Origin of the sequence: Propionispira arboris (assembly GCF_900109225.1) — a bacterium.
Taxonomy (GTDB): domain Bacteria; phylum Bacillota; class Negativicutes; order Selenomonadales; family Selenomonadaceae; genus Propionispira; species Propionispira arboris.
Genome location: NZ_FNZK01000009.1, coordinates 101,977 through 113,998, shown reverse-complemented (window position 1 = coordinate 113,998; position 12,022 = coordinate 101,977). Strand labels below are relative to the sequence as shown.

Here is a 12,022-nt window from a genome sequence, read left to right as displayed (position 1 = left end):
GTAAAAAAAAATTCTTTTAGGCAGCTATTTTTACCTACTAAGCAGGGATTTACCTGGTTATGTAGAAACAGACAAATGTACGAATTTGCATGTCATTACAAATCTATATGATGAAGGAAATTCTATGCAGCCCCAGGCTAACGATAGCTTAAGCAAGCTATCCCCTTCCATCTCGGACAAATACTACTATGGACTTATATTGTTTATTCATTCTATCTAGTTTCCTGTAATATTTTATTTAGGGGGAATACCTCATGCGTATTAAGGTTTCCTATATAGACCGTGTTGGAATTGTTTTTGATATTGCCTATATTTTTATGCATCATCAATTAAATATCGTCTCGATGGAAGTGGGTATCAATGTTATTTTCCTCGAAACTGAACCTATGTCAATCGAACTCGAGCAGCCCCTGCTGCGTGACATAGCTCAAATTTCTGATATAACCGCTGTGGCTCAAATCGAATTAATGCCTCACGAAGAAAAAGCGGAACAACTGAAGGCCGTTTTAGATGCTGTAACAGACGGTGTCGTTGCGATCGACAGTCATGGCTGTATCACCCAGTATAATCCAGCAGCTGAAAAAATCATGCACACATCAACTGTACATGTAATCGGCAAACCACTGACTGATATTTTCCCTTGTTGTTTATCTCTGGTCGACTCTATTCAAAGTGGATCAAAGTCAATTAATCGTGAAATATTTTTTGAGCAAACAAATAGCCATTATTTAGTCAGCAGTCATCCAATTATGGATCGGTATAAAAAATAATTGGCGGCATCGCAATTTTAAAAGATATTAAAGATGTCCGAAAAATGTATCAGAAATTAACCGAACAACCCATATTTAAATTCGATGAAATTTTACATACAAGCAAAATCATGCAAAAAGTTATTAATCTGGCAAAATCATATGCCTACAATGATTCAACAGTCCTAATTCGGGGTGAAACGGGCACGGGTAAAGAATTATTTGCCCGTGCCTTGCATAGTGCATCTTCACGTTCGGAAAATATATTTGTGCCAATCAACTGTGCCGCAATACCGGATACGCTGCTCGAAAGTGAATTATTCGGTTATGAAGATGGTGCCTTTACCGGTGCCACGAAAGGTGGCAAACAGGGATTATTTGAACTGGCAAATGGCGGCACTTTATTTTTGGATGAAATTGGGGAAGTGTCTGCCCATCTGCAAGTAAAATTATTACGTGTGCTGCAAGAACGAAAAATTCGTCGAATTGGCAGCCGCCGAGAGTTTTCGATTAATGTCCGGCTTTTAGCCGCTACCAATCGAAATCTAGAAGCCATGATCGAAGAAGGCACGTTTCGCGAAGACTTGTATTATCGGCTCAATGTAATTCCTTTATTTTTACCACCATTACGAGAACGTAAAGAAGATATCATTGTTCTTGCTCAATCTTTTCTACAACGCTTTTCATCCAAACTTCACAAACACGCTGATTCCATTAACGAGCAAGCTCTCCAAGTATTAACCGACTATCATTGGCCGGGAAATATTCGCGAATTAGAAAATGTCATGGAACGAGCAGTCAATGTCGTGGAAACTAAAATCATAACCCCTGAACATTTGATGCTGGGGCGCCATGCAGCAAATCTAGAACCTATTTTACCCGCTGTCCCGGAAAAAGGATTAGCTGATATTTTAGCCGAAAAAGAACGGGAAATTTTATGTCGAGCCTTGTGCCATTATCATACTTCCCGCAAGCTTGGTACCGTCCTTGGACTTTCACATACCAGTGTCTTGAAAAAGCTGCAAAAATATGGTCTTTCTTTCGAACAATTTAAGGCAAAATAATAAAAAAGAAGCTTCCTATTTATATGTAATACAAAGTAGAAAGCTTCTTTTTAATTTTTCACAAAAACAGATCTGCTATTTTTCGAGAACTTGCTTATGCATCCCACTCATGTAATACGAAGCAATTACACCCGCAAACCAAATTGGCGCAATATAAAGCGCAACCCGCGTATTTTCACTAAAGAACATGACAACAGCCACTAGAAAGAAAAACGCTATGCAGATCCAGCTCGAATAAGGTGAATGCGGCATCGGATAATGCAATTTGGCAATTTGCTCTGGAGCTAAAGTTTCTCTAAATTTGATTTGAACAAATAAGATAATACCCCAAATCCAAAGTGCGCCAAATGTTGCCACACTCGTTACATACGTAAATACTTCAGCCGGAACCATATAATTGAGAACAACACCTATAAGCAAAAAACCTGATGAAACCAAGATTCCATTCGCTGGTACCATATGTGTACTAAGTTTTCCAAACATTTTAGGTGCTTTTCCCTGCAATGACAGATTATATAACATGCGCCCCGTACTAAAAAGGCCACTATTGCAAGAAGATAACGCAGCGGTTAAAACAACAAAATTAATAATACCTGCTGCTGTACTTATACCAAGTTTACTAAAAGTCAAAACAAACGGGCTGCCAAGCGTGCCAATTTGATTCCATGGATACAGTGACATAATAACCGACAATGCCAGTACATAAAAAATTAAAATCCGCCAAAAAACTTTATCAATTGCCGATGGTATCGTTTTTTCAGGATGAGCGGCTTCACCGGCAGTAACCCCGATAATTTCAATTCCCAGATAAGAAAACATAACCATAACAAGAGCCATGACCATTCCGGTGATTCCATTCGGGAAAAATCCACCATAGGTCCATAAATTGGAAATACCCACAGCAACGCCATCATTGCCAATTCCAAAAAAGATCATCGCGCCACCTACCAGAATCATAGCGACAATGGTAACGACTTTTATGAGTGCAAACCAAAATTCAAATTCTCCGTATGCAGCTACAGCGATCAAATTGACAATCGTCATGCAAACGAGTGCGGCAAGTGCGGGTATCCATTGTGGCAAATCAGGTATCCAGTAATTCACATATACACCAACTGCCGTGATTTCGGCCATACAAGTTACAACCCACATGAACCAGTAAGTCCAGCCGGTAATATAGCCGCACAGCGGTCCAACAAACTTACTGGCATGTGCGCTGAATGCGCCAGATACCGGATATTCTACAGTAACCTCTCCTAATGCACGCATAACATAGAAAATAACAACTCCACCGATAAAATAAGTCAAAACAAGCGATGGACCAGCAACTTTAATTGCTGCGGCCGAACCAAGGAATAAACCAACCCCGATAGCGCCACCTAATGCAATCAGTTGAATATGTCTCTCTTTGAGTCCACGATGTAAGTCTTCTTGAAGTCCATTCTTTAAATTATCCACTTCTTTCCCTCCATATCATATAAATCTTTGGCATGAATGGTAGATATAAGCTGTAAGAATTGACGAATATGCTATATAAAAATTAGCAGTCTTTAACATCAAATTCCACATCGTTTAAGTGTACTACAAAAAGGTTTCCTTGTAACCTTTTCCTTGATAATTGTTCGAATTTTCATTTAATTTAAGATAAGCAGCTCTATGTTGGTCGTAGCTTGTTTAATATAACATAGAACTGCTTACTATATAAGTTGCATTATATATAACTCTAAAAATATAGTTTATGAAATTATAAGATAGTGCTCAACTCTACATAAGGTAATCCTAAACCGTCGGCAACACCCTTAAATGTAATATTCCCGTTAATTACATTAATCCCTTTTGCTAAGCCAGGATCATCGAGACAAGCTTGACGATATCCTTTATTCGCAAGTTGAAGAGCATATGGCAGCGTAGCATTCGTCAAAGCCAGCGTCGAAGTCCGTGCAACAGCACCTGGCATATTAGCTACCGAATAGTGAACTACACCATGTTTAATAAAGGTTGGATTATCATGTGTCGTGCAATGATCGCAGGTAACAATCGAACCGCCCTGATCAATTGCAACATCAACGACCACGGAACCAGCTTCCATCGTTTTGATCATATCTTCTGAAACTAATTTTGGTGTTTTCGCTCCTGGAACTAATACCGATCCAATCAACAAATCTGCTTTTTTAACCCATTCGGCAATATTATAGCTATTTGACATTACCGTCACAATACTACTGCCAAAAATATCATCCAAATAACGAAGTCTGTCGCCCGACATATCAATTACAGTTACGCGTGCACCCATTCCAACAGCAATTTTTGCAGCATTTGTACCAACATTACCACCACCGATGATGACAACCTGGCCAGATGGTACGCCTGATACGCCGCTTAACAAAACACCTTTACCACCATTTTGTTTTTCTAAATATTGTGCACCTACCTGAACAGCCATACGGCCTGCCACTTCACTCATTGGGGATAATAATGGCAGCGTGTTGTTTCGTCCCACAATTGTTTCATACGCTATACCAATCACTTTATCTTTTAACAAGGCCTGGGTAAGTTCTGGTTCTGGTGCAAGATGCAAATATGTAAACAAAACTTGCCCTTCGTGGAATAAATTGTATTCTGGTTCAACTGGTTCTTTTACTTTAATGATCATTTCAGCTCGATCAAACAAAGCTTTTTTATCACTGATAATTTTAGCGCCAGTGGCTTCATAAGCTGCATCACTAAAGCCACTACCAAGGCCAGCATTTTTTTCCATCAATACGGTATGTCCGGATTTGCACAATGCTTCGGCTCCAGCGGGAGTAAGACCTACTCTTGCTTCATTGTTTTTAATTTCTTTCGGTACACCAATAATCATTTGAACCCCTCCATTTTATATTAATATGTTTTAACTATTAATATATTATTGCAAGTTATGTGCCAACTTTAAAAAGCAGAAAACCTGCACCAATAATTTTATTTGGAACGAAATCGATCCAAAAAGTGGAATGAAAAGTTTACAACTGTAAACTTTTCATTCCACTCAATCGAAAAAGGCAACGATTTTTATGCGTCAGATGCAGTAATCGAAGCATTAAATTGCGGATTCGAATTTTTTATATATAAAATGCGAATTGCATTCAGCACACACAACATCGCAACCCCAGTATCGGCAAATACGGCAAACCACATCGAAGCAAAACCAGCCAATCCCAAAACCAATACCATGATTTTGACAATCAAAGCAAAAACAACATTCTGCCAGGCAATTTTATTTGTATTTCGTGCAATCTGCAATGACTGTAAAACTGCTTCCAGTTTTGATGTCATAAATACAACATCTGCTGCTTCAATTGCAGCATCCGCTCCGGATCCCATCGCGGCTCCACAATCAGCTCCCGCCAATACCGGGGCATCATTAATACCATCACCAATAAACATAACCGCACCATACTTGTCACGGATTTTGGTAAGTTCATCAAACTTATCTTGTGGCAAAAGGCTGGCACGAACCTCCCCAATCCCCGTTACCGCAGCAATTGCACTGGCACTTTCCTGACTATCACCAGTCAGCATCGTAACACCGATTCCCATTCGTTTAATTTCTTCAATCACAATCTTTGCCCCCGGCTTTACCGTATCGGCCAGCACAAGATAACCGAGTAATAAACCATCAGCCGCCACAAAAACTTCTGTACCATAAAGAGTCTTTTGTACCGATGTAAGATCAATTCCCGCTTTTTCTAATAAAACTCGATTACCGCATAAAACAAATTTATCCGCAAACCGAACTTTAAGCCCCTGCCCGGCGGTTTCTTCAATCGCTGCAAAATTAACCAGCTCTAAGTTTTTTTCTCTCGCTGCAGAAAAAATACTATTGGCAATCGGATGCGATGACTGACTTTCACAAGAGGCCGTTAGCGCTAATAATTCATCTGCCGTGATTGGTCCTACTGGAACAATCTGTTGAACAATAAAATTCCCCTCCGTAATTGTACCAGTTTTATCAAAAATAATATGCTTTACCTTATTTAAAGCCTCTAATGCTGTACCACCCTTAAATAAAATACTTTGCTTTGATCCTGCACCAATTCCTGAAAAGAAAGCCAATGGAACACTTAAAACCAACGCGCAGGGACAACTAATAACAAGAAAAGTCAAGGCAGTATAAATCCAATAATTCCAGTTGCCTGTCACCAAGGAAGGAATAACAGCAACAGCTACGGCTGCCAGCACTACCACCGGTGTGTAAATGCGCGCAAAACGGGTAATAAAACGATCAATTGTTGGTTTGGTGGCTGCCGCATTCTCCACAGAAGCCAAAATCCGGGAAACCATAGATTCTGCTAATACTTTAACCACGCGAATTTTCAGGACCCCTGATAAATTAACACTGCCAGAAACAAGTGATGTCCCAATAACAGCTGCAACAGGAACGGGTTCCCCTGTAATTGGTGAAGTATCAATGCGGCTTGCACCATCTACAACTACACTATCAAGTGGAATACGATCACCAGCTCGAACTAAAAGGATATCCCCGACCTTAGCATCTTCTGCAGCCATAACTTCGCTATCTGTACCAACAATTCGTTGGACGGTCTCAGGACGCAAATCAATCGCATCCATGATCTGGCTGCGACTTTTAGCGACAGCTCGATCTTCAAAATATTCACCAATTCGATAAAACAGCATAACACCAACAGCCTCAGGATATTCACCAATGGCAAATGCACCTAATGTTGCTATCATCATCAAGAAATTTTCATCAAAAACTTTTCCATGAACGATATTCAGCAAAGCTTTGCGAACAATCCGCCCCCCAACCAGCACATAGTCGAGCACATAAACTGCCAAAACAAAAGTATCAGGAATGATATCCAAAACTGCATTCATAAAAAACAGCACAGCCCCAATACCAACTTCCCATACCATCCAGTCTTGCCTATTTTCTTGGTGTTTATTTTTCCGAAGGACCTTGGGTACAATTTTTACATCCTCTTCAATCGATGTGCAGATTTCACGGATCACCGACAAATATTCATCCGGCTCTTTGGCCACAATCTTTAGCTGTTTTGTCGTAAATGTAATCGAAACATTCTCTATCCCCGGCAAATTTTTTATTTTTTCTTCCATTTGCCCCGCGCAATGCGCACAACCAAGATTTTCTATACTATAGATCTGTTGTCTCATTCCTTCGTCATTTTGTTTTTTATCCATACTATGCTCGCTCCTTTTATTGAAGTTTACTTTACGTATTTACATATGAATATATGTTCATATGTAATTTATAACATAAAACGCAATAAATTGTCAATACATATGTAGTGAACCCAATCTAATTTGTACTGGTCAAACCAAAACAAGAGACGTTTTATCGCAATAGAATCAACGATAAAACATCTCTTGTGAACTTTCATGGGCACAGCCAAATTAAATGCCTATTCTTTATTTTATAGTAATCGTAAACCCTGTTTGCGAACTTGTAAGTGCTTCCAATTTTTGAATGCCAAATTTTTCTGCCAGTTTCCCTGTAGCCTTTGTGTTATCAGGTAAACCAACCCACGGTTCAATGCAAACAAAAGGTGCATCTTTTGGTGTAGGTGACCAAACACATAAATATGGCATGTTATCATACGTAACAGCAACACTATGGGGTGTTTTATTGGAGTGAAGCGTACACGTTGTATCCCCTGTTGTTTCATAAGCAAACAACCCCTCTTTGAACAAACCGTATTGAAGCGGTAAGTCCACATCCGTTGAAGCCTCTGCTGTAGCTGCAAAATCAAGTAAGAACTCTTTTAAATCTGCTAATTTGAAAATTTTTCTTTTCTTTTTAGGTGAAAAGCTCAACGAATAATCTTCAAATTTCGTTCCTTCTACCATTGGTACATTAAAAGCCGGATGCGCACCTAAGGAATAATAAAGCGGGTTTTGCGTATCTGTATTTTTCACTTGGAAACTTACCACTAAAGATGTTTGTTCTACTTTGTACGTTATTTCAAAAGAGAACTGAAATGGATACACCTTTTGTGTAGCTTCAGAATCGGTCAATACAAAAGAAATAGAGTCTTTTGATTGTTCAGAAACTTTAAAATCATATTCGCGAGCAAAACCATGATTTGTCATCGGATACGATTTACCATTGTATTCATATTGCTTATTTTTCGACTGTCCGATAAAGGGAAATAAAATAGGTGCATGACTTGCCCAAAAAGCCGGATCGGCCTGCCATATGTACTCAATATTCGTGGTCTTGTCTTTGAAGCTTGTAATTTCAGCCCCCTTACTGTCAAATGCCGCAACTACTCTTTCATTTTCGATTTGAAAATTCACTATATTTCCTCCTCCACAAATGTGATCTTAATCAGGAAAGTTTCTTTTTATGATTACATTCTAACAGAAACTTTCCTGTTACTTTATTATAACATTTGAAAAAATTTTGGGGACATTTCAGTAGAATATTTTCGCAAAATATTTCAACAATTAAATATATATAAATATTTTATGTTTCTGCCCTTAAGATTCAGCATAAGTAGAACTTGATTTTTCTTCTTGAATAATAGGTTTTACAAAAAAAGCTACAGATATTGCTCCTGCGAGTGCGATTGTTGCAGCTAAAACAAATGCACTCGTAAATTCCCCTGAAAATTGTACAATGAACCCTGTAACAGTCGGACCAATAACGCCTGACAAGTTTGCCAAAAAATGTACAAAACCACTTACACCGCCTACATTTTCACCTGTTACAGTATCTTGAATAATTGCCCAATATGTTGAACCTGTAAGATATAATGTGAAAATTGCCATCGTCATTAACCCCACAGCTCCCATTGCACTAGACACAAATCCTGTCAACGCAATAAATAATGCAGTTGCACCTAACCCAACAACTAAAATTATCTTTCTGGAAAACATCAGTTTTCCCGTTTTTTTATAAATATAATCTGATATAAATCCGCCACTTCCAAGTCCTATAAAGCCTGCAACCCAAGGGAGGGCGGTAACAACACTCATTTCACTAAGGCTTAATCCCTTATCCATCATCAAATAACTAGGAAACCAAGTCAAAAAGAAAAATAGATTATAATTATACGCAAAAAATGCGAGTGCCGTAAGCAAAATTGTTGGCTGCTTCAAAAAGTAAGACAATGGCATCTTCTTCCCACTTTTTAGCATAAGTTCTTGATTTTGACCTATACGGATATCTTCCAATTCTTTTTTTGAAACAGCTGGATCTTCCTGTGGATAGTCATGTGCCATTTTAAACCAAGTTAAGGCCCATACAACACCTAACGTTCCCATTACCACAAATGCCACTTTCCAACTAACAATTAGCACAAGAAGACCCACCAGTGGACCCGCTATTGCCGCTCCTAATGGAGTTCCCGAACTCGCAAACCCCATAGCACTGGATCGTTCCTTAGCTGGAAACCAGTTATTTACCGTTTTACTTGTCGTTGATGAGATTGGTCCTTCACCTATACCAAAACATAATCGAATGATGAACAATGATACAAAATTAAAGGCTGCTCCTGTTAATCCGCAAAAAACAGACCATATTATCATAAATATTCCGAAAATTTTCTTTGGACCGTGTATATCAGATAGGTAGCCACCAACAAAATTAAAGATTGCATACCCCAAAAAGAAACTACTAAATAACATACCTAGTTCGGAAGGTGTCAGATTAAAATCTTTCACAAAATACGGTGCCGCTACAGAAAATGCTGTTCGATCCATATAATTAATGACACTGGCTAAAAAAATTAACAATGCAATTTTCCACCTACGTGTTTGGAACATTTATACTCCTCCTAAAACTCATTTTAATGAAACGATTTTATTTTTAGAATTTTAATACAATTTTACAAACATCTTCCGGATTAGCTTGTGTCAACGCAAAAGCTTTTTCTGCATCTTCAAACTTAAATACATGGCTAATAATTTTTTCTGGATACACTATCCCCTTTTTAAACCAATCCAATACTTGCGGAAATCTATGATTATTAAGCCGGGTTCCCAAAATATCCAGTTCTTTACTCATAATATCAATTTGTGGAATTGATGCGGGTTCTTGACCAAATCCCAAGACCACAATACGTCCAGCTGGAGCAGTAAGCTCATGAATACATGTTTCTAGAACATGTATATTCCCCGTTGCTTCAAAGATCAGACTTGCACCATCATTATTCGTGAAATTTCTTATTACTTCTTTGACATTCATCGTTTTACTATTAATCACACAATCTGCACCCAAGTTCTTCGCCATATCCAAGCGTTTATCCAAAATATCCATCACAGCTGCCTTGGCACCACTCTGTTTCACCGCTTGCAATATAACTAAACCTATAGGGCCGGCTCCACAAATCAAAACATGATCATCTTCCGCCAATTTCCCACGATTAATCACTTGAGCTGCTATACTATAAGGTTCAATCATTGCTGCATGTTCCCAAGATATTCCATCTGGTAAGATATATAATTGTTTTTCCTCTACAGCTACATACTCTTGAAATCCTCCGTCCTCATGAACCCCCATTACATGTAAATTTTTACAAACATTATGACGCCCAATTTTACAAGAATAACACGTCCCACAAGAAAGAACTGGATCAACAACTACGCTATTTCCCTCTGAAAATTTCGTCACCAATGCACCAGTGCTTACAACTTCACCAACAAATTCATGACCAACGATACGTGGGTATGTTGCAAATGCATTTTTTCCATGATAAATATGGACATCCGATCCGCAAATTCCTGCCGCCTTAACACGTACCAGTACTTGCGATGCTGTGATCACCGGCATTTCCCTATCTTCAATACAAAGTTCTCCTGGTTTTTTTATTACAATTGCTTTCATAAAAATCATCCTCACATAATATATTTTTTCTTATTGATTCATTCAACAAGTTTTATATGTATTTGTTATAAAACTTCAATCCAAATATTTGTTCAGTGTTTTTTTATTGAACCTGGCACTGCTAAGGCTTTATATAATATGTATTGAAGCAAGTACAAACCTTCATTCACTCGACTTTAGCGATCGTTTCACGAGTCGTAAAAATCGCCCTGCCTTTTTTAGTGCCACTCGCCCATTTAGGAAATTATCTAAAATGACTAATTATTCTGTTTTTTCAGTATTCACAAACTATGCATAATAACTATTGCATAAACTACAAACAAGATTAATGTTTTGAAGTTCCCATAAACCCTATCAATAATTTACCTCTACCAATTAAACTCTCCCCCCACGACTAACACACTACCATATTAGTATATTAGTATCAAGGTTCTAAATAACGCAACAATGTTCATTTCAATCGTGTTTTCTATTTAATTCTCTTGTTTTCAATCTTTTTCTCGTTATTTTAATTTTTTCATTTTTCTACAGATCAATAAAAGAGTGTACAAAATAATTTGCACACTCTTTTATCAATTATATAAAATATCCTATATATATTTTTTTTAAATCTTCAATATCAAGAATAACTTTATTAATATGAATTGCTATAATTTTTTCACCTAAACCATAATCCTTTGTTTCGATAGCATCAATAAGCTGCTTATGCTGATGGAATAGTTTTGGCAATTCATACTGACCATTTTTTAGATTTAGTATGCGCACACGACTATAATTCATACTCATCTGCGTAATAATTTGCCAGATTCGTGATTTATTACAAGCATTAAAAATAATACCATGCATGCTCCAATCCAAATCAAAAAAGCCATCAAAATCTTCTTTTATCACACAGTTCTCTTGTTTTTTCAAACAGATTTTCAAATTAAACAAAGCATCTTCGGGAAAATCCCGACAGGCAATCTTGATAATGGCATGTTCCATAACTTCACGCAAAAAGCGTGCTTCTGCAACTTGCTGTAAATCAATTTTAGCTACATAAGTGCCCCGTTGTGGCAAAATATCCAATAAATCCTCTTGTGCTAATCGAATAAAAGCTTCTCTAACTGGTGTACGACTTATATTTAATTGTACCGAAATATCCTGTTCCGACAATGCTGTCCCAGGTACCAAATTCAAATTAAGAATATTTGTACTCACCAAACGATACGCATATTCACGAATCGACTCTTGCGTTAATTTATCAGAAATAATAAAGTTCATTTGCATCGCCCCATATATCATCTATCTCTTATACTTTATCTCAAAGGTCAAAATCTGTTTTCTATTTATATTACTATACTAGAAAATAAATCGCAAACTAA

At 37.7% G+C, this 12,022-nt stretch carries 9 protein-coding genes; 2 read left to right on the top strand and 7 right to left on the bottom strand.

Annotated features, from left to right (window positions below):
* The first annotated feature begins 254 nt into the window (after positions 1–254).
* Together BMY14_RS20875 and BMY14_RS20870 are read left to right on the top strand one after the other, a co-directional pair.
* Positions 255–770, top strand: coding sequence for a PAS domain-containing protein (locus tag BMY14_RS20875; protein ID WP_245741368.1), 516 nt, complete (start codon positions 255–257; stop codon positions 768–770).
* Between the two features lie 44 nt (positions 771–814).
* The gene (locus BMY14_RS20870) at positions 815–1,813 is read left to right on the top strand and encodes a sigma-54 interaction domain-containing protein (protein WP_245741366.1); all 999 of its coding nucleotides are present in this window, start codon (positions 815–817) and stop codon (positions 1,811–1,813) included.
* Between the two features lie 75 nt (positions 1,814–1,888).
* On the opposite strand, the gene BMY14_RS10375 is transcribed toward BMY14_RS20870, so the two are convergent.
* From BMY14_RS10375 to BMY14_RS10345, 7 genes are all read right to left on the bottom strand, one after another.
* On the bottom strand, positions 1,889–3,271 hold the full coding sequence (locus BMY14_RS10375; RefSeq protein ID WP_091831501.1) for an amino acid permease: 1,383 nt from the start codon (positions 3,269–3,271) through the stop codon (positions 1,889–1,891).
* 286 nt (positions 3,272–3,557) lie between these two features.
* Entirely contained in the window at positions 3,558–4,673 is a 1,116-nt protein-coding gene (ald, locus tag BMY14_RS10370; protein WP_091831499.1) for an alanine dehydrogenase, read from the bottom strand.
* Positions 4,674–4,861: 188 nt separating this feature from the next.
* Positions 4,862–7,012 (bottom strand): heavy metal translocating P-type ATPase, encoded by a 2,151-nt coding sequence (locus tag BMY14_RS10365; protein WP_091831497.1) that lies wholly within the window; start codon positions 7,010–7,012, stop codon positions 4,862–4,864.
* Positions 7,013–7,240: 228 nt separating this feature from the next.
* Positions 7,241–8,128, bottom strand: a complete 888-nt coding sequence (locus tag BMY14_RS10360; protein ID WP_177177549.1) for an aldose 1-epimerase family protein — start codon at positions 8,126–8,128, stop codon at positions 7,241–7,243.
* A gap of 183 nt (positions 8,129–8,311) precedes the next feature.
* On the bottom strand, positions 8,312–9,598 hold the full coding sequence (locus tag BMY14_RS10355) for an MFS transporter (protein WP_091831493.1): 1,287 nt from the start codon (positions 9,596–9,598) through the stop codon (positions 8,312–8,314).
* A 43-nt stretch (positions 9,599–9,641) separates the two neighbouring features.
* Positions 9,642–10,658 carry a Zn-dependent oxidoreductase gene (locus BMY14_RS10350; protein ID WP_091831492.1) on the bottom strand — a complete coding sequence of 339 codons (1,017 nt, stop codon included), beginning with the start codon at positions 10,656–10,658 and terminating at the stop codon, positions 9,642–9,644.
* Positions 10,659–11,234: 576 nt separating this feature from the next.
* Entirely contained in the window at positions 11,235–11,921 is a 687-nt protein-coding gene (locus BMY14_RS10345; protein WP_091831490.1) for a GntR family transcriptional regulator, read from the bottom strand.
* Positions 11,922–12,022: the final 101 nt, after the last annotated feature.

Excerpts from the sequence above, each read along its gene's own strand:
- BMY14_RS20875 (WP_245741368.1), top strand. The coding sequence starts at position 255 with ATGCGTATTAAGGTTTCCTATATAGACCGTGTTGGAATTGTTTTTGAT.
- BMY14_RS20870 (WP_245741366.1), top strand. The coding sequence starts at position 815 with ATGTATCAGAAATTAACCGAACAACCCATATTTAAATTCGATGAAATT.
- ald (WP_091831499.1), bottom strand. The coding sequence starts at position 4,673 with ATGATTATTGGTGTACCGAAAGAAATTAAAAACAATGAAGCAAGAGTA.
- BMY14_RS10365 (WP_091831497.1), bottom strand. The coding sequence starts at position 7,012 with ATGGATAAAAAACAAAATGACGAAGGAATGAGACAACAGATCTATAGT.
- BMY14_RS10355 (WP_091831493.1), bottom strand. The coding sequence starts at position 9,598 with ATGTTCCAAACACGTAGGTGGAAAATTGCATTGTTAATTTTTTTAGCC.
- BMY14_RS10350 (WP_091831492.1), bottom strand. The coding sequence starts at position 10,658 with ATGAAAGCAATTGTAATAAAAAAACCAGGAGAACTTTGTATTGAAGAT.
- BMY14_RS10345 (WP_091831490.1), bottom strand. The coding sequence starts at position 11,921 with ATGAACTTTATTATTTCTGATAAATTAACGCAAGAGTCGATTCGTGAA.